We start from the raw sequence: 23330 nt of genomic DNA on the forward strand, positions 1-23330 counted from the left end.
GCGGGCTCACACCGCTGGTTGACGTTCGACCGAACTGCCGCCATCTGCTTCGGTCCTCTTTCCCGCAGGGCCGTTTGCCTCGAAATAATGGGGATAGCGCTCCTGGACGATTTCGAGGACCTCGAAGATACGGCGAAGATGCGTTCGCATTGCTTCTTCTGCCGCAAGCGCGTCGGCCTGCTCGAGCGCATCGACAATCCGCCGATGCTGGCCGAGGACCACCGACATGCTGTCGAGGCGCGGGAAAGACAGAAAGCGGAAGCGGTCCATGTGCAGCTTCGCCGCGCTGATGTCGGCCCAGATTCCGGGGAACCCGGCATGGCTGGCGATGTGCTGGTGGAACAGCTCGTCCGACTTGAAGAAGCGCCTGTCGTCCGCAATGGAGGCGAACGTCTCCTGGACCGCCAGTTCGCCTTTGAGCACGGCAAGCAGGTCGGCACGGCGCAGGCTCTCGACCGCACGATTGATCAGGCCGACTTCGAGCGATTCGCGCAGGAACTGCGATTTCTCGAGATCGGCGATCCGGAGCGGCGCCACCATGCTGCCGCGCTGCGGATAGATGTCGATCAAGCCAAGACCGGCCAGCCGGGCGAGCGCCTCCCTGACAGGTGTGCGACTCACGCCGAGGGCTTCCGACATCGCCTTTTCAGAAATCAGCTCGTGCGGCTTCAGGCGGAAGGTCAGGATCTGGTCGAGCAGGACCTCGAACGTCCTGGCCGCAACTGAAGCGCCGGGGCCGGTTTCGCCCAGCCGCCCCTCGGTGAGGGTCCGCATTCCCAAAAGCCCTGCCATCGGCGATCCCCTTATAGGCTCTGCAGTTTCAAGCCGTTCATGAAATGCCTGCGCAGCAGCAAGAACAGCGCCGGCGTTATTCCTTGCGCGGAGAACCGCCGATGCGCGCCAGCAGCCCGCCATCGACGCGCACGACCTCGCCGGTGACGAAGGAGGCATCGTCGGACAGCAGGAAGGAAACGACGGCGGCAATCTCTTGCGGTCGGGCGGTGCGGCCGAGCGGATGCATGTTGTCGAGGATGCGCAGTATCTCGTCGGGCTTATCGTTGAGCTTGACCGCATCCCGCAGCATCGGCGTGTCGACGGCGCCCGGAGCGACGGCATTGACGCGCACGCCGAGGGGCGCGTAGTCGACGGCCATCGATTTGACGAGGCCGATCAGGCCGTGCTTGGCCGTGCTGTAGGCCAGAACCCCTTCCTGGCTGGCCAGGCCCTGTACCGAGCTCATATGGACGATGGCACCGCGGCTTTGGCGCAGCAGCGGCATCGCCGCACGCGACAACAGGTAGGCAGCCTTGAGGTTGACGTTCATCACCTCGTCCCAAAGCGCCTCGTCCGTAGTCTCCACTGTTCCGTAACGCTGGATGCCGGCATTGTGGGAGAGCATGTCGAGCCCGCCGAACACGGACCGGGCAAGCTCGACGGCGCGGCCGCAGGCTTCTGTGTCGGCGGTTGAGCCAAGCACGGTGCGCACGGTCACGCCGCGCGCCGAAAGCTGCGCCGCGACCTCATCCAGCTGATCGCCCGCCCGGTCGAACAGGATAAGGTCGACGCCTTGCTCGGCCAGCCTTTCGGCGACAGCACGGCCGATGCCCATGGCTGCCCCGGTGACCAGTGCGCGTTTTCTGAATTCAGCCATTTATCCTCCCAAGAACAGTTGCCGATCGATTACCATGGTAGTCGATCGGCGCAATTTGACGCGCTCTTTTCCGCGGAGCCGGCCCAAGCGTGTCCGGCATCATGCCGATCCTTGCATGAAAGCCAGCGTTTCCGCGCGCGTCGGTGCGCCAACACGTCCGCCAAAGCGCAGGCATTTCAGGGCGGCGGCGGCGCTGGCCACTGCTATGGCCCGCTCTTCGTCCCAACCTTCGGCCAGACCGAGGGCGAAGGTGCCGTGAAACACGTCGCCTGCCGCCAGGGTGTCGACGGCTTCGACCCGCGGCGACGGCAGGTGACGGACATCATTGCCACCCGGGTGCTGGAACGCGGTGCCGTTCGCCCCATCGGTGACGGCCACGAAGGCGCCGGTCCGTTCGCCGAGGATAGCAACGGCAGAACCGGCGGATATCTCCGGACCGCAAAGGATGCGTGCCGCCGGCAGCGAAGCAACGACATGCGAGGCGATCGGCAGCAGCCGGTCGAGCACCGGTCGCGACGCGACATCTGCGTCAAGGACCGCCGGAATGCCGTATTCACGAGCTTTCGCCAGCGCCAGGGCGGCGGCTCCGGGCCAGCGGACATCGACCAGCACGGCGTCGAACTGGGAAAAATCCGCGGGTGGAAGGCGGTCCGGATCGGCTTGCGTGACGGCATCGTAGAAGGGCACGATCATACGTTCGCCGGCGGCGTCGACCAGGATCGTAGCAATGGCCGAGCGGCCGCCCTCGACCCTGCGCACCAGCGAACAGTCGACCCGCTCCGCCTCCATCTGGCCAATGACATCGCGGCCGACGGCATCGTCGCCGACGCTTGCCCATAGCCAGACCTGTCCGCCCTGGCGGCTGGCCGACGCGGCGGCGCTGGCCGCCATGCCGGCCGCGATCTGCACGGCCTCGCTTGGCAGGAACTTGCCGGCGCCGGAGGGCAGGACATCGAGGCGCAAGATCGTGTCGTAGGTGAGCGCGCCGACACAAAGCAGGCGGGGCGCCGTCATTGCAGCCGGTAGCCGCGCTGATGGGCAATCGCCGTCATCACGCCTCTCAGTTCGGCAAGGCCGCGAAGACGGCCGATCACGGGGTAGCCGGGATGGGTGTGCCGCGCGGCGTCATCGATCAGCTCGTGGCCATGATCCGGGCGAAACGGCAGCAGCGCCGCCGGTTCGCCGGCATCGCGGCGGCGTTGCTGCTCGTCGAGCAAGATCGAGACCACCGAGACCATGTCGACATCGCCGCTCAGATGCTCCGATTCCATGAACGAGCCGTCCGGGTCCTTGCTGACATTGCGCAGATGCACGAACTTGACCCTATGCGCAAAGCGCCTGGCGATGGCAGGCAGGTCATTGGCCGGATTGGCGCCCAGCGACCCCGTGCACAAGGTAAGGCCGCTATGGGCCGATGGCACGGCATCCAGGATAAAGGCAATGTCTTCGGCGTTCTTGACGATCCGGCACAGGCCGACGAGATCGCGCGGCGGATCGTCCGGGTGGATCGCCAGCGTGACGCCCGCCTCTTCGGCCGCCGGCAGCACGTTTTCGAGAAAACGGACGAGGTTCTCGCGCAGCCGCTCACGCGACAGGCTCGACTGCTCGGCCACCACTTCGCGCAATTCCATTATATCGTAGCGCTTGAAGGCGCCCGGCAGGCCGGCCATGATGTTGGCGAGCAGACGCTCTTTTGCCGTGTCCGGCGTCGTCTCGAACCATTCGCTCGCCCGCTGGAGAACATCGGACGCATAGTCGCGCTCCGATCCCTTGCGCTGCAGCATGTAGCAATCGAATGCGGCAAGCTCATGCATGTTCATGCGGAGCGCCCGTCCGCCGCCCGGCAGCGGCGCAGCCAGGTCTGTGCGGGTCCAGTCGAGGATCAGCATGAAGTTGTAGCAGACCGTGCGCACGCCGGAGGCGCCGAGATTGCGCAAGGTCTGCCTGAAGTTGTCGTAGAGCCGGTCGAGATCGCCGCGGCCGAGCTTGATGTCCTCGTGCACGGGCACACTCTCGACGACGCTCCATTTCAGGCCCATCGCCGGATCCGCCTCGATCAGCGCCTGACGCTGCCTGATGGCGTCGATCGGCCAGACTTCGCCGTAAGGGATGTCGTGCAGTGCCGTCACGATGCCGGTCGCGCCGGCCTGCCTGGCATGGGCAAGCGTTGCCGCATCGCCCGGGCCAAACCATCGCCACGTCTGCTCCATTCGACCTCCAGCTACGGAATTCCCCGATGACCGCCGGTGTATTGGATGCTACCATGGCAGTCAATCGATTGCAGGTAACCCCAGCGAGGTACCGTCGGGGGCGGCTTTGCTCCTCGAAAAGACTGCAACGAGATGTGGCGTTCAGATCGAACGGCTACGCAAGGTCCGAGTTTCGGCTGGCCCAAATCGCGCCGCGTTCGAACATCGTGCGCATTTGCGGCACGGCGAACTCATCGGCGGTGTGGCCGAGCGCGCTGTAGAAGACGCGGCCCTTGCCGTAGCGGCGCTTCCAGACGACCGGCATGACGACGCCGGCGATGAAGTCGAGATGCTCGCCGGTAAACGTCGTTGTCGCCAGCACCGCGTTGGTCGGATCGACATGCATGTAATACTGCTCTGAACGGTACGCAAAACTATCGATGCCTTGCACGATCGGATCGTCTGGACTGGTGATATCGACGTGATAGTCGATGATGTTGCCGGGATGGGCGACCCACTGGCCGCCGGTCATGAACTGGTATTCCGGCTCATTGCGGAAGCTGTCGCACATGGTGCCGTGAAAGCCCGCAAGGCCGGTGCCGGCCCCGACGGCGCTGATCAGGTTTTGCAGCTCCGGCTTTTCGATCGTCGACATGGTGATCACCGGGACAATGAGATCGAGCTTGGCCAGTTGCGGATCGGCGAGTGCCGAAGTCCCCTGTTCCAGCCGCACGTCGAAGCCATTGCCGGTCAGCATCTCCTTGACGATTTCGGTGCTTCGGGCCGGGGTGTGACCTTCCCAGCCGCCCCAGAAAATCAGTGCCGTCTTGCTCATCGCATTATTCCCTATTCCAGAATTCCGAAAGGCAGATCGGCGTGCATCGGCGCCGGCCGGGCGCAGCCATATCTCAGGTCGATACGCTGGCCTATCTCTGCTGAAGAGATGATCGATTCCATGATTTCCAGGACATGGAGGGAAAGATCGAGGCTGGCGCGGTGTTGCCTGCCGGAGACGATCGCCTGCGCCATGTCGGCGAGGCCGAGGCCCCGGTAATTGCCGTCGCCATAGGAATGGATCTGATCGGCCACCGTCCAGTCGCCCTTGCGCTGGCTCGTCCTGACGTCGCCCTGGAACTGGTTGGGGTCGGAGACGATCATCGAGCCGGTGGTGCCGTAGAGCTCAATGTGATTGTGATCGTGCTTCCAGACGTCGAAGCTGGTGGTGATCGACACCGCCGCGCCATTCTCGAATGCGAGCAGGCCGGAAATATGGGTCGGCACCTCGACCTGGATGGTTTCGCCCTGGCGCGGTCCAGAACCGATGGTACGAGTGGCATAGGATGACTTCGCCTGCCCGGTCACCGACTTTACCGGGCCTAGGAGATTGACCAGGCAGGTCAGATAGTAAGGTCCCATGTCGAGCATCGGCCCACCGCCGGGCTGATAGTAGAAATCTGGATTGGGATGCCAGAGCTCGTGGCCGGGCACCTGCATGAAGGCAGAGCCGGCGACAATGCTTCCAACGGTGTCCTCATCGACCAGCCGCCGCGCCGTCTGGTGGGAGCCGCCAAGAAAGGTGTCGGGTGCGCAGCCGATACGCACGCCCTTTTCGCGTGCGGCCGCGACGAGCCGCTCCGCGTCGCTGAGCGTCGTTGCTAGCGGCTTCTCGGAGTAGACGTGCTTGCCTTGCCCGACAGCCTGCAAACCGACCGGCACGTGATGCTGCGGCGTGGTCAGGTTGAGCACGATCTCGACGCGGGGATCGGCTAACAGCGCCTCGATCGGCATGGCAGCCAGGCCGTAGGCCGCTGCCTTGGCCTCAGCTGCCGTCCGGTTGATGTCGGTGACGCCGACAATGTCGAGCACCGGGAATTGTGGCGACGCCTTCAGATAGGCGTCTGAAATGTTGCCGCAGCCAATGATGCCGACACCGATCCTCCGCATGGGCTTCTCCTCAAAAGGCGGCATTGATGAAACAGCAGAACTCGTTTGTCACCCCCTTTTCGGCCAGGCGATGTTGTCCCGTGAAAAGGATTTACCTCGAGAGCCTCAGAACCGCGGCCCGATCACAATCGCGCGCCTATGCGCGAGCCGCTTGCTTTCGAGGTCGAACGCCCGGTACTCAGCAACACTGCTTCATGTAGCTTGCTCGACATTCTTGATGCCGGCGTTGAGCACTGCACCGATTTTCACCGGTAGAAGGACGCACATGATCCGCCCACAAGGAACCATCGCACCGATCCTGACGCCGTTCGAAAACGACGGCCGCATTGCCCGCGACCTCTGGATATCACACGCCAAGTGGGTGCTGGATCAGGGAGCGCATTTCCTGTCGCCGTTCGGTACCACGGGCGAGGCGTTGTCCGTCTCGTTGCGCGAGCGCATGCAAGCGCTGGAGTGGCTGGTCGAGGCCGGCATTTCGCCAAGCCATCTGATGCCCGGCACCGGTGTCACAGCACTTGCCGAAACCGTCGAGCTGACGGCGCATGCGGTCGGTCTCGGCTGTGCCGGGGTGATGGTGCTGCCGTCGTTCTTCTATACGGCCGCCGGCGACAACGGACAGGCCCGCTACTACAGCGAGCTGATCGAACGGGTGGCGAACCCGGCGATGAGGATGATCCTCTACCACATCCCGCAGAATTCCGGCGTACCGGTGAGCCCGGCGCTGACCGCCCGGCTGAGCGAAGCGTTTCCCGATGTCGTGGTGGCCTACAAGGACAGTGCCGGTGACTGGAACAACACCGCGGCGGTCATTGCGGCAGCCCCAAAGGTCGCGGTGTTTCCGAGCTCGGAAGCACAGCTGACGAAAGGCCTCGCCAACGGTGCTGCGGGGTGCATCTCGGCGACGGTCAATCTGAATGCGGCAGCGATCCGGGCCCTCTATGACGCAACGCTGGCGGGAGAGGACATTACTGACGCGGAGGCCGGCATCAAGGCGTTCCGCAAAATCATCCAGGATGCCGGCCTCATCGCTGCGATGAAGGCGGTCCTGTCAGCACGATCGGGCGACAGGCGCTGGCTGAACCTGCGCGCGCCGCACGAGAATGCAACGCAGACCAGCGGCGAAGCTTTGCTCGCCGCTCTCGGCCCGCTAGCCGACCATATCGGCCGGAGCTGACTATCGGGCAGCGTTCAGGGCGGCAGCAGCGCGTATCAGCGCCTTGAACGCATTCTCATTTATAGCCTCGCCCTCACGGATATCGATGGCGCGCCTGGTGTTGCCTTCGAGGCTGGAGTTGAACAGGCCTGAAGGGTCCTGCAGCGAGGCGCCCTTTGCGAAGGTCACTTTCACGACGTTCTTGTAGGTCTCGCCAGTGCAGATTATTCCGGCGTGCGACCACACCGGAACGCCTCGCCACTTCCACTCCTCGACCACTTCCGGGTCGGCCTGCTTGACGAGAGCGCGGACATGCGAAAGCGTCTGGCCTCGCCAATCGCCCAGCTCGCTGATCCTCGCATCTATCAGCTGAGAGGGAGAGTTGCCTGCATTTCCTTCCATCGAGCCACTCTTCATCGTCATTGTCGCTTTCCCTAGGGTTGTTGCCGCTCGCCCGTCACATGAATACCGCTAGTCGGCACCTGGTTTGCGGGAATGACTGGCATTCCCACTCACATTCGCTCGCCCGGCAATTGGCTGGCTTGCTTCACCCAGGCGGCCAGTTGAGTTTCGTCCAGCTGGTCGTCCTGGCGGATATCGAGGTAGCGCACGTCCTTGTGCTTGGACTCGCCTGGAGGGACAGGATGCAGCGACGCGCCGCGGAAGAAAGCCAGCTTGATGTACTTTGTGAAGCAATGGAAGTTGAGGAACCAGCCTTGACCCTCTACGCCATAGAAGGGCGAGTTCCATTTGACGGCCTTGCGCACGTTGGGCACGCTGCGCACGATGAGCGCGTCGAGGCGGCGCCCGACGTCGCGTTTCCAGCCCGGCATGGCCGCGATGTAGGCTTGCACAGGGGCGTCGCCATCGGCCTTCGCTATCTGCGGGTTGCCGCCTGCGAGGAGGACCGGCTTGGCAGCGGCAGGGTTGGCGGCGGGCTTCTTCGCGACCGCCAATGACCTGATGGACGTCTTGTTGGCCATGCGTTCACTCCAATGCGCCGGTGCCCCCTGCGTTGCGCCACTTGGGAGCGTAAGGCAGCACGAACATGTACAGACCGGTAAGCAGGAGCAAGCCGAGCGGAAACAGCGGCAAAAGGTATACCCAGTAGGCGGGTTCCTTGCCTGCTCCCAGGCTGATGAAGATAGCGGCGACGACCGCCGCAAAGATAATCGACAGCCAGCGGTGGATCTGCCGAACCCATTTGTTCCAATCCATTGAGACCTCCTCTGAAGACGAACCGAAGCGGATCGGCGGCCCGTTTGGCGACTCCCGCCGGGCAGCCACGCCACTGAACGCGTGCCTTACCAGCGCGCCAGCTGGGTGATTTGAACGACATTGCCGCAGCCGTCGTTCAGCTGGGCGATGGTCGAGCCGGTTACTTCGGTCGGCGGCATGGTGAATTCGGCGCCGCGCGCTTTGATACGCTCGTAGTCGCTCTTGATGTTGTCGCTGAAGAACATGACCGCGGGCTGGCCCTGCTGGAACATGGCTTTCTGGTAGGTCTTTGCGGCCGGGTTGTCATTGAGCGCGAGTTGCAGCTCGGCACCGGCCGGCTCGTCGGGTGATGCGACGGTCAGCCAGCGAAACGGCCCATTGCTGAAATCGGCCTTCTTCGTAAAGCCGAGCGTTTCGGTGTAAAAGCCCAGAGCCTTTTCCTGGTCATCCACGTATACTTTGGTCAACTTGATCTTCATTGGCTTGCCTCCATTATCGCCCCGCCATCTGCCGCTCTGTAACAGAGCCCGTGCTTGAATAGCGCCCGCGGACCTCAGTCCGTCCGCGCCAGAACCTGCTCCAGATCGTCAAAGAACCTCGGCCAGCCGACTTTGGCACCCCGGAAGTAAGGCTGCTGATCCGGCCGGAAGCCCGACTGCTCCATGCGCAAGCGGACCCCGGTACTCGTGGGGGTGAGGGTCCAGGAGACGACACTCTTGAGATCCTTGGTATCCCACGTGTAAGTCAGCGTTCTGTTCGGCTCGACCGTCTGGACCTGACATTCGACGGAGCCCCAGGCTGCGTGAAGATTAAAACGGTGGTCCGCGACAGGCTTGAAGTCGTTTTTCATGAGCCACTCCTCGATCAAGTGTGGTTGCGTGAGCGCGCGCCAGATCTTCTCGGGCGGATAAGCGATCTCCCGTTCGACAACGACGGAGAGTGTTTCGGTCGACGTTCGGTTCACTGGTCCATCCTTTTGAGCAGGTCTTCGAGGTCGTCGAACCGGCTCTGCCAGAACCCGGTCATCTGGCTTGTCCAGTCGATCAGGGGGGCAAGCGCAGCAAGCTGCGCGCTATAGTGGGTCTGTCGTCCTGCATGGCGGTCGCGCACCAGCCCCGCCTGCCTCAAAACCCCGAGATGCTTCGACACGGCCGGTTGCGAGATCCCGGCCTGAGCCGTCAGAGCCCCGACCGTCTGCTCTCCTTCGCGACACAGTCGCTCAAAAATAGCGCGCCGAGTCGGATCGGCAAGCGTTCTGAAGAGTACATCGTGAGCGTTTGGCATTGGGATCGATAACCCTTCGGCTATTGATCGATGTATAACCATTGGGATATGTATTAGTCAAGCGGAAAGCGGCATAATTCTCGTTGCAGGAGCGATCACCTGCTTCGCTCACGCAGCCAGTTGCTCATTCGCCGTACTCTGCGCTGGAATCGTCAAGCGTGATGCGCTATATGACCATCTACATGGTCAGGAGCGTGACATGGACGTGGTCAATCTGGCGGACGCCAAGGCACATCTGAGCGAGCTCGTCGACCGGGTCGAGGCTGGAGACTCGATCGACATCACCCGGCGTGGCAAGCCGGTCGCCCGACTCACGGCCGTGGCCCGCCCCCGCAGGCGGATCGACGCCGTCCTGCTCCAATCCCTGACCGCAACCATGCCTCTGCAGGCTCAGGCCGCCGCCGATCTGGTGCGATCGATGCGAGATGGCGATCGCTATTGATGCTTTATCTCGACACTTCGCTGATCGTAGCAGCGCTATCCAACGAAGCCATGACCGCGCGCGTTCAGGGCTGGCTGGCGGAGCAGGACCCAGCGCAACTTGTGATCAGCGACTGGACCATCACCGAGATGTCCTCCGCCATGGCGATCAAGCTTCGGACCGGACAGATTGACCTGGAGCAGCGCGCAGCAGCGCTCGCGATGTTCAACAAGCTGGTCGCCGAGAGCTTCACCGTGCTGCCGGTGACGGGCGGGCATTTTCGGGTCGCCGCGAAATTCGCCGATCAGCATACGCTCGGGCTTCGTGCTGGCGACGCCCTGCACCTCGCGACGGCGTCCGAGCATGGCGCCACGGTGCGAACCCTCGACCAGCGGCTCGCCGAGGCAGGGCCGATACTCGGCGTGCCGACGCAGTTGCTGGCATGATCAAGGCTCCTCCTTCAAATGCATATATCCCAAGTTGCCTTGATCTCGACCACTTCTGGATATACATTTCTCCTGGCGTATATCTAGGAGAGGAAGTGGCATGCAGGTCGCCAAATGGGGAAACAGTCTTGCGGTCCGCCTTCCCGCCGCTGTGGTCGAAGCGCTTGAACTCAGGGAAGGCGATGAGATCGAAATCCATGTCGCTGACGCCCGCCAGCTTGGCGTGGCGCGGAAGCCCGGGCGCGAGGAGTTGCTGAAGCGTCTCCGCGCCTTCCGTGGTCGGCTCCCCGCTGACTTCAAATTCGATCGGGACAAGGCGAATGCCCGTTAGTTTTTTTGATACCAATGTCCTACTTTATATCGCGTCAAGCGATACGGCGAAGGCTGATCGGGCCGAGGCGGCCATCGCTGCTGGCGGGGCGATCAGCGTGCAGGTTCTCAACGAACTCGCCAACGTCGCGCGTCGGAAGATGCAAATGTCATGGACCGACACGCATGCGCTGCTGACCACGCTGCGCGGCCTGTTGACGGTTCATCCGCTCACGCTCGAGACCCACGAAACAGGATTGAGGCTCGCCGAGCGGTACAGCCTTTCTACCTATGACGCGATGATCGCGTCCGCGGCGATTCACGCTGGCTGCGATACACTTTTGTCAGAGGATATGCAGCACGGAATGGCGCTCGGCGATGGCTTGCGCATCGTTAATCCCTTTCGCGTTGCGGGTTGATCTCGCTCATTGAAGGCGGCTTTCGGCCTTGCCGAGCGGCGTTTCAGGCACCGAGGGCGATGCTTCAACCACAAGCGTCGGCGCGGGCGAGGAGAAAGGCCGCTTCACGTACGTTGCGGGGTGAGCTTGGCCGCCGCCCCGAATTCGGCGCGGGCCTCGGCCAGCCGGCCGGCCCGAAACAGAAAGTCGCCCCTCGCTGCCGGCAATGGCGCATAGTTGCGCAGGGCGGCGGCGCCGGCAATCTCGTCTACCAGCCGCAGGCCCGCCTCAGGCCCGAAGGCCATGCTGTGGGCGACCGCTCGATTGAGATCGACCACCGGCGAGGGCATCACTGCTCGCAGCCGGTCGTAGAGCGCTGCGATGCAGGACCAGTCGGTATCGGCCGGATTGCGTGCCCGCGCATGGCAGGCTGCAAGCGCGGCTTGCAACGTATAGGGGCCGTCGCCCCCGAGGGCTTCGGCGCGGGCCAGCGCGTCAAGGCCTCGGCGGATCAGCAATTGATCCCAGCGTGCGCGATTCTGGTCGGTCAGGGTCAAGAGGGCGCCGTCCGGCCCGATGCGTGCGGGCAGGCGCGATGCCTGGATTTCCATCAGAGCCAGCAGGCCGAGCACCTCGGCATCCTCGGGCATCAGCCCCGCCAGCATGCGGCCTAGCCGTTGCGCCTCCAGGCACAGGCCCGGCCGGACAAGGTCATCGCCGGCCGTGGCAGCATAGCCTTCATTGAAGATGAGATAGATGACCTCCAGCACCGAGGACAGACGCGCCGCACGCTCGGCACCGCGCGGCACCTCAAAGCTGAGCCCGGCCGTTCCGATCGTCTTCTTTGCGCGGACGATGCGCTGGGCGATCGTCACCTCGCTCGACAGGAAAGCACGGGCGATCTCGTCCGTCGTCAGACCGCCGATGACACGCAGCGTGAGCGCCGCGCGGGCGTCGGCCGAAAGTACGGGGTGGCAGGCTGTGAAGATGAGGCCCAGCAGCTCGTCGCCAAGATCGTCGTTGATGGCCATTTCGATCACCTCGGCCGCGCCGTCGCACTCGCCGTCAAGCTCCCGCGCGATCTCCTCATGCTTGCGCCCGCGCATCTTGTCGCGACGGATCGCGTCGATGGCGCGGCGTTTGGCGACCGTCATCAGCCAAGCGCCGGGATTGGCCGGCACGCCGGCCCTGGACCATTCGGACAGAGCTATGACCAGGGCGTCTTGCACCAGTTCCTCTGCAAGGTCGACATTGCGCACGAGGCGAACCAGACCCGCGATGAGCCGGGCCCGTTCAATGCGAAAAATCGCTTCGATCGCCTGGTGCGTCTCGCCTGCAGTCATGCTGCCTTGTCGGCCAAAGCCATAACGGAGGCAAGCAGATTGCGGCCGACAGTCTCGGTTGCCGCTGAGCTTCTCGCGCGTTCGGTCATGGATTTCCGTGACCTCCGGCATCAGATTTTCATTGCCAATCAGCCATCTCGTACAGCGGCCGGATTTCGATCTCGCTCGGTCCCGGCATGGGATTGGGGCAGCGCTTCACCCAGGCGACCGCCTCGTCCATATCCTTGACTTCCCAAAGCCAAAAGCCGGCGACCAGCTCGCGGGTCTCGGCGAAAGGCCCGTCGATGACGGTGCGGCGGGAACCATCAAACGCAACGCGCTTGCCCTGCGAGGAGGGCTTGAGGCCGTCGGCGTCGAGCAAGATGCCGGCATTGCGCAGCTCATCGTTAAATCTGCCCATCGCCTCCATCGCCTCCTTAGCCTCGGGCGTGGGGAGAAAGCCCTTTTCGCTGTCCTCGGTAGCCTTCACGAGCACCATCACACGCATCGTCTGTCTCCTTGTTTGAGCCGGCCTCATAGGCCGGCATCGGAACGACGAACGAAGTTTAGGAAATCGACATTGTCCTGCAAATTTTTTTCGACGGTTGAGGCGCGGGACGCCAATGGCCGCTTCCGGGTCAGGAATCGCGACGGTGCGATATTGAGATTGGGCGCTTGACGGGCGCCCGAGTCACAAGCTCGAACACGAGTTTCATGAACGCCTTGATCGGGCGAAGCTCCTGCTACCCTTCAGACGGCCGCGAATGAACCTGTGAACCGGCTTGTGATCGGCAATCCGTAGCGGCATCAGGCGTCATCCGGCTGAAACTCCGTCTTCCGAGACGATCCCCGCGCCCAGCCGCGTTCGTTGCGCTGCTCTTGGACCTGACACGCATGAGTGACCCGCCTAAACCATTTCGGGACGTTTTGAAGCCTCGCGGATCGCCTTGTGCACGCTGCGCTGCAAATCCATGAAGGCCGGGGTTTCCATGACCTCTTCCCGGCGCGGGCGCCCGATGTCGACATTGAAGGTCTGCATGATGCGTCCCGGGCCGATCCCCATCACGACGATGCGGTCGGACAGGTAGACGGCTTCTTCCACATCATGGGTGACGAAGAGCACGGTGAGCCTGTGCTCCTCCCAGATCTGCGTCAGGAGTTCCTGCATCTGATGCCTGGTCAAGGCATCGAGCGCGCCAAAGGGCTCGTCCATCAGAAGCATTTTGGGTCGATAGGAAAGAGCACGCGCTATAGCCACACGTTGCTTCATGCCGCCCGAAAGCTCAGACGGATAGCGATTGGCGCTGTGCGGGAGCTTGACCAGATCGAGATGCTCGCGTGCTATCCTGCGGCAGGTCGCGCGATCATGACCCGCGGCCTTGAGCGCGAACTCGATATTCTGCTGCGCCGTCAGCCAGGGAAGCAGGGTGTAGGACTGGAAGACGACGCCGCGGTCGAGACCCGGCTGCAGGATCGGCGAGCCATCGATGGCAATATCTCCTGCGTCGAAATCCTGCAGTCCGGCAACGATCGACAGCAGCGTGCTCTTGCCGCAACCCGACGTGCCTACCAGCGAGACGAACTCGTTGTCGGCAAGATCGAGATTGATATCGCGCAACACTTCCGTGCGCCGCGCGCCCGTGCCGAAGCTCTTGTGGAGACCTTTGATCCCCAATTTGGGCAAACTCATCGGCCCGGCCTCATTGCACGTGGCCCTCCTGCCGGAACAACACTTTTCCCAGTGCCTTCATGACCTGGTCGGTGATGAGACCAAGCACGCCCAGCAGCAGGATGTAGCCGATGATGGTGTTTGTCTGGAAATAGCGCTGGGACACGGTGATGCGGTAGCCGAGGCCTGATGTCGCCGCGACAAGTTCCGCCAACACCAGCCAGGTCCATGCCCAGCCGAGACTGATGCGCAGCGTATCCCAGATGCCTGGCAAGGCGCTGGGAACCACGATGCGCGTCAGGATCTTGCGATCCGGCAGGCCGAGCGTCCTGCCAAGGCCAATGAAATCAGCGGGAACCCGCTTCACATTGTCCATGATCATCAGCACCTGCTGGAAGAAGGTGCCGATGAAGATGATCAGGAACTTCTGCGCATCGCCCGTCCCGGACCACAGGATGGAGAGGGGCACGAACGCGACCACCGGCATGTAGCGGATGAAATCCACAAGCGGCTCGATCGCCGCTTCCCAGGTCCGGAAGCTGCCGATCAGCACGCCAATCGGAATCGCCAGGGCCGAGGCGATGAGGAAGCCAATGGAAATACGGTATATCGAGGTCCTGAGATCCAGCCACAGCGTGCCGTCACCCGCGAGCTTGCCGAGTTGGGTCACCACGCTTCCCGGCGAGGGCAGGAAAATCGGCTTTACCAGCCCCAGCGCCGTTGCCGCCCACCAGGCGAGGCCGAGGCCGGCAAAGACGGCCACCGCTATCATCAGGAAGCGCGAGCGTGCGATAGGCGCGCCGATCCCGGAGGATCGGCGACGGCGCATCGGCTGTTTGGTCACCGGCCCCGGTGCTGCGTGAGACGGGCTTGGCTTGGTCGCACGCTGCTCGGACATTTGCGTCACCACCGCGAGCCGGCCCTCGTCATTTCGCGGCCTTGACGAATGACGGGTCGATCATCTGCTCCGGCGTCACGTCCGCCTGAAGCAGCCCGGCGTTCTTGGCGGCCGCCTCGACATCGGCGAATGTCTTGGTGGAAAATTCGCCCGTCAGCGCATCCTTGTTTTCGGCGAGAGTATAGTAACGCACGCCATCAAAGGCGGTGTTGAGGTCTTCGACGCTCGAACCGACCGCCTTGGAGATGATCGCCCGGCCGTCGGGCGTGTCGGCGTTGTAGGCCTTCAGGGCCGCATCCCAGGTCTTGATCATGGCAAGCACCTGGCCGGGACGCGACTCGATCACCTCATCGCGCACCACGAACACGTCGCTGATCAGGCCGGGATCTTCGCCCGCGGTGAAGAGCAGCTTGACATCCTTGTTCTGCGCCCTGGCCGCGGTGAGATAGGGCTCATAGGTAACCGCGACCGGCACCTGGCCAGCGATCAACGCACTGCCGGCATCCGCCGCCGGCATCGGAACCGGCTGGACATCGGCGATGGACATGCCGTTCTTGGCCAGCGCGTATTTGAGCAGGATGTCGCTCGTCGTGCCTTCCTCGAAAGCGACCTGCTTTCCCTTGAGGTCAGCGACGGAGGCGATGTCCTTGCCGGCGATCATGGCGTCCGCCGTCATGCTGACGTCGAGCAGAAGCACGATCTTCACCGGCAGGCCGGCCGCAACCATGCCCATGGCCGTGTGGGTCGCGATATTGGCGGCATCGAGCTGGCCGCTGGCCAAGGCGGCGTTGATGTCCTTGTCCTCGGCGAAGTTCACGATCTGTACGTCGGACAGCCCGTTTGCCTTGAACAGACCCTTGGCTTCGGCGACGTGCCACTGGCCGTAGCCAAGCCATGGCTCGATGCCGATCTTGAATGTTCCTGCCTCAGGCGTCGCCGGAATGGTTGTATCGGCCGCGTAGGCCGCCGGGGCGAACCCGACGGCAGCAACCATAACGAGTGCCCGAAATTGTCCTGCTAGGTTACGCATCGTCTTGTTCCCCTTGATGATCAGGCCGCTTTTTTTGAACCAAACATCCGGCCTGGTGAGAATGTGGGCTTCTGCTCTTGCGGCACCGTGCCTCGGCATCTTAGCGTCAGTTCAACCGAAGTGCGACGACACTTCAACGTCAGCAACAGCGGATGTCAAGGCTAAATACATACATGCATATACAAGTCAGACCTCTCTGAATCGCTTCACTGCGATCAGGTTTTTTTGGACGGAGAATACCGACTGCCAAGCGAGTAGCGGCTTCCAACGTAAGTCAGCTTGCTGATCGTGGCAACGACGGCGCCCGTCCATGTCCGGCGATGCAGAAGCAGGCAGCAGCTGCCGGCATCGATGCCCAGATGCCGCGCCGTTTCGGCATCGGCAGGGGTCGCCGAAATGATATGCTCGACCTCCGTCACCGGGGTTTTCTGCATGAGATAGTCGTAGGTTGCTGTCCTGGAAAAATCCTGCTTGTCATAGTCGGGTATCAGGCCCGGGTTGACGAAGCGCTCTTCCAGTTGCACAGGCAGGTCGTTCTCGAAGTTGACGACAATGGAATGATAGATCGACGCGCGCTTTGCGAACTCGAACGAAAGCGCGAGTTCCTTTGTCGGCATGATCTCTTCGAGGACGATAACCGCGGAGCGATGCCTGTTTCCCCGCGCGACAATTTCCGCTGCGATGTTGTTGATTTCGATCAGTGCGGATTGCGGTCGAGGTGGCGCGATGAATGTGCCGACGCCCTGGAGCCGGATCAGAAAACCCGCAGAGGTCAACTCCCGCAAGGCACGATGGACCGTCATCCGAGACACGCCGAGTGTCGCCACGAATTCATTTTCGGACGGCAGCTTCCGATCCTTGCTCCATCGCCCCGTTCCGATGTTCGTCAGGATGTAGTCCTTGACCTTCTCGTAAAGAGGGCTGGCGGTGTCGGGCAAAGTGATCATTTCAAAAATCCTTTCCGGCAACGTTCGGAAATCACACGCGCCCGGCAGACCGCATCCGGATGATTGTTTTCAAGCCATCGCCCTGCCCCGCCAACAGCCGCTCATAGGCTGCGGGAACATCATCCAGACCGATCTCGCGGTCGATCAGTTCGACCATGGGCTCGGTCAATTCGCCGAGCATCCGGATGGCGTCGGGAAGCTCATCTGCAAAGGCGTGGCATCCCAGCAATGTGATTTCGCGTTCAACCAGGATGTTGGGATCGATATCGAGGCGCCTATGGAATATGCCGACCATCGCAACGGTGCCGCCGGCATCGAGAACGCCGAGCAGCTGGCTGAGTGCTGCGATACTGCCGGTCGCTTCGACGGCAGCGAGCAAGGGGGCATCCGCGGTCGCCGCGGCAATGGCGTCCCGGTTCAAGTCGACGATGCTGGCGTCTGTCACCCGCGCCACCCGGGCGCATCGGCCAGGGTTGCGATCGGCGACGAGCACGGTACCTGCGAAGGTTCGAGAGAGCAGCAGCGCGGCAAGACCGCCAATGGTGCCGCAGCCGACGACAAGAACGGAGCCGACCGTTTTCGGCAGACGCCGCACTGCATGCAACGCTACAGCCAGCGGCTCGGCCATCGCCGCGACCCGTTCGTCAAGCGCGGTATCGACGACGTGCAGCAGGCGTGCGGGCAGGACCGCTTGTTCGGCAAATCCGCCGTCGCATATTTCGCCAACAAAGCCCAGCGACGTGCAAAGATGCCGCCTGCCTGCATGGCATTGCGCGCACTCTCCGCACCAGAAGCGGGAATCGGCGACCACTCGGTCGCCAACAGCGACGGTATCCACGCCCTCGCCGATGGCGATCACCGTGCCTGTCAGTTCATGGCCTGCCGTCGAAGGCGACCGGCTTATCCACTGGCCCGTGCGGAAGTTGTGGAGATCGGAACCGCAGATGCCTGCGGCATCGACCCTCAGCTTCACCCAGCCCACCTCGGGAGCGCCTGGCGCGGCGATATTCTCGACGCGCAAGTCGCCGGGTCCATGGAGTCGTGCCGCCCTCATCATCATCGTTTCCGCTCAGCCGGCGAGATAGCGATCGCGGATCTCCGAAACCGCGTTCTCGTGCGAGCTGAACCCTTCGTAACGGGCGAGCCTGCGGGCATGCAGTGCGAGTTCCGGATAGGCGGCCGAGGTCACATAGCCGACTGATGATCTCTTGACGAAATCCGTCACAGAAAGCGGTCCGAAGGTTCGCGCCCACCGGCTGGTCGGCAGCACCGCATTGGGCCCGAGGACGAAGTTGGCGAGGGTCACCGGGGTATGCGGCCCCATGAGGATCTCGGCGGCTTCTGTGATACGTCCGAGATGCGCAAATGGCTCCGTTGACAGAATCTCGAGATGCTCCGGCGCATAGTCGTTGATGAAGCGGTAGCTGTCCTCCAGCGATTCGGTCAGCACAATACCGCCGCGTTTTCCGGTGAGCACGGCGCGCGAGAACTCCACGCGCTGTTCGGTCATCCGGGACCAGTGTTCCGGTATCGCAATCAACGCGGCTTCGGCGACCTTGCGGCTGTGCGTCACCAGATAGGCGGACGAATCCGGCCCGTGCTCGGCCTCGATCAACAGGTCAAGAGCGGCCAGGCCGCCGTCGATGCTGTCATCGGCAAAGATGATCGCTTCGGACGGACCGGCGGGGAGACCCGTGTTGACGATCGGGGACAACACGCTCTTTGCCGCCACTACCCACGGGCTCCCCGGTCCGACGATCTTGACGGCGGGCTTCACAGTCTCGGTTCCATAGGCGACAGCGGCGACCGCATGGGCGCCGCCGCACTTGTACACGGTCTCCACGCCGGCGAGGCGGGCGGCAACCAGCGTCGCGGCATCGACGGAACCATCCGAAGTCGCAGGCGTCACGATCGCGATCTGCGGAACCCCGGCAATCACCGCCGGAACCGAGGTCATCATCGTCACCGAGGGGAAGGCGCCTTTGCCGCGCGGAACATAAAGCGCAACCGAAGCGATCGGTGTGTATCGGTCACCCGCATAGGCGCCAGGCCGAACTTCCTTGAGCCACATCGTCTCCGGGCGCTGCTCCTCGTGGAAATGCCTTATGTTCTCGATGCCAAACCGGATACTCTCCACGACATCCTTGTCGACCTTGTCGAATGCCGCATCGAACTCCGCTTCCGAAGCTTTCAGTCCACCGTCGGCAACATCGGCTTTGTCGAGCTCGCGCGCAAACCGGAGCAAGGCCGCGTCACCTTCATTCTTGACGGCCTGGATGATTGGACGGACCTTTTCGATGAAGGAAGACAGATCTCCTTCGGCGCGTTTAAGTAAATTGGCGCGCTGATCGACACTGAGGGATGACAGGCGGTGGAAGCTGACGTCAGACATGGCGGCTCCTTTTCTTAGTACGCAATCACGGTTAGCGCTTGTCGATCACTTCTGGGACACGTCTCCAGTCCCTGAAGCCCTCAAATCGATGCGAGAAAGCCTCCATCCACGGGAATGGACTGGCCCGTTATGTAGGCTGCCGCATCCGAAGCGAGGAACACCGCGATTCCGTGCAGGTCCGAGAGATCACCAAAACGGCGCTGCGGAATCTTGGCGAGCATCGATTGCTGCCATGCCTCGTTGCTGTAGAACACGTCTGTCATCGCTGTCCTGAAATAGCCAGGCGCGATGGCGTTGACCCGGATCCCGAGATCGGCCCACTCCGCCGCAAGCGCCCGCGTCATGCCGAGGAGGCCTGATTTCGACGAGCCGTAAGGCACCGCCGTGGGAATCCCGACCTCGGAGGTCAACGAGCAGAGATTGATAATGACGCCGGGCCGTCCGGCGTCTCTCATCTGCCGCGCGGCGGCTTGGGCGCAGAAGAAGGCGCCTTTGAGATTCGTATCGACAATCCTGTCCCACAAGGCCTCGTCGACATCGAGCGAGGGCCGGACCTCTTCCACACCCGCATTGTTGACGAGAATATCGAGACCTCCGAGCAGGCTGCCGGCCTCGGCTGTCGCCGCCCGGCATTGGTCGACATCGGTGACGTCCAGGGCGATGGCATGCGCGGCCCCGCCGGCAGTGCGGATGGCGGCCACCGTCTCCTCGAGCGAGGCCACGCTGCGCGCCGTGATCGCGACGTCGGCGCCGGCTGCGCTGAGCGCCTCGGCGATGCTGCGCCCGATGCCACGGCTTGCGCCGGTTACAAGCGCCTTCCTGCCTGACAGGTCGAAGAGAGATGCGTTGCGCATGTCATCCTCCTTGGTAATGTCGCGCTTGGACCGATCGCGTCGAGACTATCCGAATGCAGCTTATCTATACAAGCATGTACATCATGGCGGTAGTGCGCCATGCGCAACTTTGCTTGTCAGAGCGGCAGCGTATTGGCCGGCATCGGACCGGTCTGCGCGGTTCGCCGCAGCCCATCTGGAGTTCATCGGGAGGATAGATGAAGCGCGCAGTAGACCACGACGCGATGAGCGTGGTTGGTTATACCACCCCCTGGAGTGCCAAAGCAGGCCAGCAGATCAACCTCAGCCTGTCATGCGATCGGCCGATAAAGGCCACACGAATTTGCCGACTCGACAAGCCGGCTCCGGAATTTCTGGCCTGGCCCATCGAAGCGGTGGGTGAACCACGGCATCGGCATTTCGACCAAGGGTCGTTCCTGTTCGTGCGAGCCGGCGAACTGGCCAAAGTACAAGCCGTCCACGGCATTCGTTTTGAGCTGTTCCTCACGCGCAACGGAGGTGCGCGTACGATCCTGGAAGCAGGCGCCCTCAAGCTGCGCCTCCGCGACGGCGCATTTGCCCTGGAAATCGGCGGCGAAACCTTTGTCGAGAGGAAGGCGCCAACTGGTGTGTGGCTCACTGTCGAGTTGGATCTGCGGCAGGAGCAGCCGCGTCTGCGGATCAAATCGCATGATCTCCTCGCGCCTTACGAACTTCGTGAAGGTTTTGGCAGCCCTGCGCGGAACCTTCAAGCGCACGGCATCCATTTCGGCGCAAGTGCTACTCACCACGAACCTACCCTCAACGCGAAATTTGCCGCGATCCGGCTCGAGACACCGCAGGGGACCATTGCCTGGGATTTCCCGACGCTGTTACCAACGCAGCCGATCCTGTCGTCGGGCAGAGCAGATCCGCTGCTCCTCGATGTGATCAATCAGCCAGCCTTCTGCATGACTTCGGCACGCTGGGACGGATCGAGCTTCGAACCTCGCTTCGTGCCGTCGCACTACGACGCTATCCATTGCCACGACGACGACATCGGCCCGCTTGAGTGGCCGGCATCGCACTGCGTGACAATCCCTGAAAACGCACGCCCAGGCGTCTACGCGTTCCAGATCGAATGGGAGGATAGCTACGAACGCGTGGTGTTCTTCGTCACCTCATCACAGGTTTCGTCGCCGCTGTTGTATCTCGTGCCGACGGCCACCTATCTCGCTTATGCGGACGAATATCTCCCAGATCATCTTTATGAATGGAAAAGCGACGACCGGGGACATCGCTTCGCGGTCGCCAACAATCTGAAGTCTCTTTACGACTACCACTCCGACCTTAGCGGCGTTTCTATCTGCTCCTACAAAAAGCCGAAAGTGACGCTCAGGGACGATTACGATTATCCCCTCTGCGGCTGCCCACACAATTTGCCGGTCGATCTGCACTTCCTCCGATTCTGCCACGACAATGGAATCGTGTTTGACGTCATGACCGATCATGATTTGCACGAATGCGGTATAGACGGTCTGCGTGGACACCAAGCGGTCGTCACCGGCAGTCATCCCGAATATATGTCGATCGAGATGGAGCAGGCGCTGCGGCAGTTTGTGGCCGAAGGCGGCAGCATCGCCTATCTCGGCGGAAACGGCTTCGCCGCCACTGTGGCTTTCAAGGACGATCTGATGGAGCTGCGGCGCTCGCCGCTGGAGGCCGGCCGCACGTGGGACGGCCCGGTCGCCGAACAAGCGCTGTCGATCACCAACGAACCAGGCGGCTATCTCCGCTCCCGTGGCCGCGGCGAATTCTCGCTGATCGGTGGCGCGATCTCACTGATGGGATTCGAAGGCGCACGCCCCTTCACGCGCACTGACGAAAGCCATGAAGCAGGATGCGCATGGCTGTTCGAAGGCGTTGAAAATGCGACCTTCGGTTCGGACGGCATCGTGCTGGGCGGTGCCGCGGGCTACGAAGTGGATGCGACGGATCCAGCCCTCGGCACATCCGCGGACACCGTCGTGATCGCGCGTGCGACGGGATTTCCCGACAGCTTCTTCCAGGATCCGACGCGCTGGTGCGAGGGCGGGGATACGCAACGCATCGCCCGCCGCTGCGCCGAAATGACCCTGCGAAAGCTCGCAGCAGGCGGCTTGATCTTTTCGGCAAGCTCGGTTGCCTGGTGCGGCGCGCTGCCAGCCGCAGGCGCCATGAACGATGTCGGCAGGATCACGTTTAATCTGCTTAACCGCCTCGGCGCGACGAAAGGAGAACCCGGCCGAGAAAATCGATAAGCTGATTGGTCTCATTACGAGAAAGACCGCATCCTCAAGTCGCTGAGCCCAGCCTTCAACCGCGCAATGCGGCCGCGACGAGGCTTTGCATCGAAGTGGTCGGACGACCGATCAGCCGCCCGAGGGCGCCTCCGTCATCGAACAACGCTCCGCGTGAGGCTGCGGCGTCGGTATCGGCCAGAAGCGCAGCGAGGTCGGCCGGCAGCCCGGCCCCCGCCAACACATCCTGATAGGCGGCTTGGGAAAAATCGTTGTAGGCGATAGCCTTGCCCGACTGCCGCGAGACCTCCGCCGCAAGCTCGGCGAGCGTAAAGGCTTGGTCTGCGGCGAGCTCGTACGTCTTTCCCGCATGGTCGTCGGTCGTCAGCACCACGGCTGCGGCCTCGGCATAGTCCCGCCGCGCTGCGGACGAGAAACGCCCGTCTTTCGCGGCGCCGACGAAGGCGCCGTGCTCCAGAGCCGCCGGAAGCGCCAGCAGATGGTTCTCGGTGTACCAGCCATTGCGCAGGATGACGGCGGGAACGCCCAAGTCCGCGATGACCTCCTCCGTCTGCCGGTGCTCGATTGCGAGCGTTGCGGAAGACGTGTCGGCATGCAGCATGCTGGTGTAAGCGATCAGCGAAACTCCGGCGCGTTGGGTTGCCTCGATCACCGCCCGATGCTGCGGCAGGCGGCCGCTGACCTCGGTCGACGAAATCAGTAGCAGTTTCTGGACGCCGGCGAAGGCCGGGGCGAGCGTGTCGGGACGGTCGTAGTCCGCCTCCCTTACGATCACACCGAGCTCCGCCAGATCGCTGGCCTTTGCCGGATTGCGAACCGCCGCGACGATCCGGTCGGCGGGAATGGTCTTCAGCAGTGCCTCGATCACGAGACGGCCAAGCTGTCCTGTTGCTCCAGTTATTGCATACATCGTTCAGTCCATTTCGTGGTTGTGTGATTGGAGAGCC

Annotated in this window: 28 protein-coding genes; 6 read left to right on the forward strand and 22 right to left on the reverse strand. The window is 62.6% G+C overall.

Annotated elements, in window-relative coordinates:
• Positions 1 to 6: 6 nt before the first annotated feature.
• From NKJ93_RS17660 to NKJ93_RS17685, 6 genes are all read right to left on the reverse strand, one after another.
• Positions 7 to 792, reverse strand: coding sequence for a GntR family transcriptional regulator (locus NKJ93_RS17660; RefSeq protein ID WP_352590418.1), 786 nt, complete (start codon positions 790 to 792; stop codon positions 7 to 9).
• A gap of 76 nt (positions 793 to 868) precedes the next feature.
• Positions 869 to 1651, reverse strand: a complete 783-nt coding sequence (locus NKJ93_RS17665) for an SDR family NAD(P)-dependent oxidoreductase (RefSeq protein WP_352590421.1) — start codon at positions 1649 to 1651, stop codon at positions 869 to 871.
• A 99-nt stretch (positions 1652 to 1750) separates the two neighbouring features.
• A complete protein-coding gene (locus tag NKJ93_RS17670; RefSeq protein WP_352590424.1) occupies positions 1751 to 2665 on the reverse strand; it encodes a PfkB family carbohydrate kinase in 915 nt (304 codons plus the stop codon).
• Complete coding sequence (uxuA, locus tag NKJ93_RS17675; RefSeq protein ID WP_352590427.1) at positions 2662 to 3861, reverse strand: mannonate dehydratase; 1200 nt, start codon at positions 3859 to 3861, stop codon at positions 2662 to 2664. Before uxuA ends, NKJ93_RS17670 begins: the two co-directional genes overlap by 4 nt.
• A 154-nt stretch (positions 3862 to 4015) precedes the next feature.
• Complete coding sequence (locus tag NKJ93_RS17680) at positions 4016 to 4675, reverse strand: ThuA domain-containing protein (protein WP_352590429.1); 660 nt, start codon at positions 4673 to 4675, stop codon at positions 4016 to 4018.
• A gap of 11 nt (positions 4676 to 4686) precedes the next feature.
• Positions 4687 to 5784 carry a Gfo/Idh/MocA family protein gene (locus NKJ93_RS17685; protein WP_352590432.1) on the reverse strand — a complete coding sequence of 366 codons (1098 nt, stop codon included), beginning with the start codon at positions 5782 to 5784 and terminating at the stop codon, positions 4687 to 4689.
• 265 nt (positions 5785 to 6049) lie between these two features.
• Here NKJ93_RS17685 and NKJ93_RS17690 point away from each other — a divergent pair, with 265 nt between their 5' ends.
• The gene (locus tag NKJ93_RS17690; protein ID WP_352590435.1) at positions 6050 to 6958 is read left to right on the forward strand and encodes a dihydrodipicolinate synthase family protein; all 909 of its coding nucleotides are present in this window, start codon (positions 6050 to 6052) and stop codon (positions 6956 to 6958) included.
• Here the strand turns inward: NKJ93_RS17690 and NKJ93_RS17695 are convergent, their stop codons facing one another.
• From NKJ93_RS17695 to NKJ93_RS17720, 6 genes are all read right to left on the reverse strand, one after another.
• Positions 6959 to 7360, reverse strand: a complete 402-nt coding sequence (locus NKJ93_RS17695; RefSeq protein WP_352482862.1) for a DUF1801 domain-containing protein — start codon at positions 7358 to 7360, stop codon at positions 6959 to 6961.
• Between the two features lie 89 nt (positions 7361 to 7449).
• Positions 7450 to 7920 carry a DUF1801 domain-containing protein gene (locus tag NKJ93_RS17700; protein ID WP_023716564.1) on the reverse strand — a complete coding sequence of 157 codons (471 nt, stop codon included), beginning with the start codon at positions 7918 to 7920 and terminating at the stop codon, positions 7450 to 7452.
• A 4-nt stretch (positions 7921 to 7924) separates the two neighbouring features.
• Entirely contained in the window at positions 7925 to 8155 is a 231-nt protein-coding gene (locus NKJ93_RS17705; protein WP_023716563.1) for a hypothetical protein, read from the reverse strand.
• 86 nt (positions 8156 to 8241) lie between these two features.
• Positions 8242 to 8634: a VOC family protein gene (locus NKJ93_RS17710; RefSeq protein WP_352590438.1), complete on the reverse strand. Its 393-nt coding sequence runs from the start codon at positions 8632 to 8634 to the stop codon at positions 8242 to 8244.
• Between the two features lie 74 nt (positions 8635 to 8708).
• Positions 8709 to 9119 (reverse strand): SRPBCC family protein, encoded by a 411-nt coding sequence (locus NKJ93_RS17715; RefSeq protein ID WP_352590440.1) that lies wholly within the window; start codon positions 9117 to 9119, stop codon positions 8709 to 8711.
• On the reverse strand, positions 9116 to 9439 hold the full coding sequence (locus tag NKJ93_RS17720) for an ArsR/SmtB family transcription factor (protein WP_023716560.1): 324 nt from the start codon (positions 9437 to 9439) through the stop codon (positions 9116 to 9118). Before NKJ93_RS17720 ends, NKJ93_RS17715 begins: the two co-directional genes overlap by 4 nt.
• Before the next feature lie 199 nt (positions 9440 to 9638).
• On the opposite strand from NKJ93_RS17720, the gene NKJ93_RS17725 reads away from it, so the two are divergent.
• From NKJ93_RS17725 to NKJ93_RS17740, 4 genes are all read left to right on the forward strand, one after another.
• A complete protein-coding gene (locus NKJ93_RS17725; RefSeq protein ID WP_352493885.1) occupies positions 9639 to 9881 on the forward strand; it encodes a type II toxin-antitoxin system Phd/YefM family antitoxin in 243 nt (80 codons plus the stop codon).
• On the forward strand, positions 9881 to 10306 hold the full coding sequence (locus tag NKJ93_RS17730; protein ID WP_352482869.1) for a type II toxin-antitoxin system VapC family toxin: 426 nt from the start codon (positions 9881 to 9883) through the stop codon (positions 10304 to 10306). The genes NKJ93_RS17725 and NKJ93_RS17730 overlap by 1 nt, the downstream gene beginning before the upstream one ends.
• Before the next feature lie 100 nt (positions 10307 to 10406).
• Entirely contained in the window at positions 10407 to 10637 is a 231-nt protein-coding gene (locus NKJ93_RS17735; RefSeq protein ID WP_023716557.1) for an AbrB/MazE/SpoVT family DNA-binding domain-containing protein, read from the forward strand.
• Positions 10627 to 11034, forward strand: coding sequence for a PIN domain-containing protein (locus NKJ93_RS17740; RefSeq protein WP_352482870.1), 408 nt, complete (start codon positions 10627 to 10629; stop codon positions 11032 to 11034). Before NKJ93_RS17735 ends, NKJ93_RS17740 begins: the two co-directional genes overlap by 11 nt.
• A 104-nt stretch (positions 11035 to 11138) precedes the next feature.
• Here the strand turns inward: NKJ93_RS17740 and NKJ93_RS17745 are convergent, their stop codons facing one another.
• The 9 genes from NKJ93_RS17745 to NKJ93_RS17785 form a co-directional block, all read right to left on the reverse strand.
• Positions 11139 to 12356, reverse strand: coding sequence for an RNA polymerase sigma factor (locus NKJ93_RS17745; RefSeq protein WP_352590443.1), 1218 nt, complete (start codon positions 12354 to 12356; stop codon positions 11139 to 11141).
• 118 nt (positions 12357 to 12474) lie between these two features.
• Entirely contained in the window at positions 12475 to 12843 is a 369-nt protein-coding gene (locus NKJ93_RS17750; protein ID WP_352482873.1) for a YciI family protein, read from the reverse strand.
• Positions 12844 to 13242: 399 nt separating this feature from the next.
• On the reverse strand, positions 13243 to 14025 hold the full coding sequence (locus tag NKJ93_RS17755; protein ID WP_352590446.1) for an ABC transporter ATP-binding protein: 783 nt from the start codon (positions 14023 to 14025) through the stop codon (positions 13243 to 13245).
• 10 nt (positions 14026 to 14035) lie between these two features.
• Positions 14036 to 14833, reverse strand: coding sequence for an ABC transporter permease (locus tag NKJ93_RS17760; protein ID WP_352590500.1), 798 nt, complete (start codon positions 14831 to 14833; stop codon positions 14036 to 14038).
• 97 nt (positions 14834 to 14930) lie between these two features.
• Positions 14931 to 15932, reverse strand: a complete 1002-nt coding sequence (locus tag NKJ93_RS17765; RefSeq protein WP_352547393.1) for an ABC transporter substrate-binding protein — start codon at positions 15930 to 15932, stop codon at positions 14931 to 14933.
• A 215-nt stretch (positions 15933 to 16147) separates the two neighbouring features.
• Positions 16148 to 16879, reverse strand: coding sequence for a histidine utilization transcriptional repressor HutC (gene hutC, locus NKJ93_RS17770; protein ID WP_352547392.1), 732 nt, complete (start codon positions 16877 to 16879; stop codon positions 16148 to 16150).
• Between the two features lie 31 nt (positions 16880 to 16910).
• Complete coding sequence (locus tag NKJ93_RS17775) at positions 16911 to 17933, reverse strand: zinc-dependent alcohol dehydrogenase (protein ID WP_352547390.1); 1023 nt, start codon at positions 17931 to 17933, stop codon at positions 16911 to 16913.
• A 15-nt stretch (positions 17934 to 17948) separates the two neighbouring features.
• Entirely contained in the window at positions 17949 to 19271 is a 1323-nt protein-coding gene (gene hisD, locus NKJ93_RS17780; RefSeq protein ID WP_352482878.1) for a histidinol dehydrogenase, read from the reverse strand.
• An 80-nt stretch (positions 19272 to 19351) separates the two neighbouring features.
• The gene (locus NKJ93_RS17785) at positions 19352 to 20125 is read right to left on the reverse strand and encodes an SDR family NAD(P)-dependent oxidoreductase (protein WP_023716546.1); all 774 of its coding nucleotides are present in this window, start codon (positions 20123 to 20125) and stop codon (positions 19352 to 19354) included.
• Between the two features lie 197 nt (positions 20126 to 20322).
• Here NKJ93_RS17785 and NKJ93_RS17790 point away from each other — a divergent pair, with 197 nt between their 5' ends.
• Positions 20323 to 22383 carry a N,N-dimethylformamidase beta subunit family domain-containing protein gene (locus NKJ93_RS17790; protein WP_352590449.1) on the forward strand — a complete coding sequence of 687 codons (2061 nt, stop codon included), beginning with the start codon at positions 20323 to 20325 and terminating at the stop codon, positions 22381 to 22383.
• A gap of 55 nt (positions 22384 to 22438) precedes the next feature.
• On the opposite strand, the gene NKJ93_RS17795 is transcribed toward NKJ93_RS17790, so the two are convergent.
• The gene (locus tag NKJ93_RS17795; protein ID WP_352493880.1) at positions 22439 to 23293 is read right to left on the reverse strand and encodes an SDR family oxidoreductase; all 855 of its coding nucleotides are present in this window, start codon (positions 23291 to 23293) and stop codon (positions 22439 to 22441) included.
• Between the last annotated feature and the right edge of the window lie 37 nt (positions 23294 to 23330).

This window comes from Mesorhizobium sp. M0028 (genome assembly GCF_040323855.1).
Lineage (GTDB): Bacteria > Pseudomonadota > Alphaproteobacteria > Rhizobiales > Rhizobiaceae > Mesorhizobium.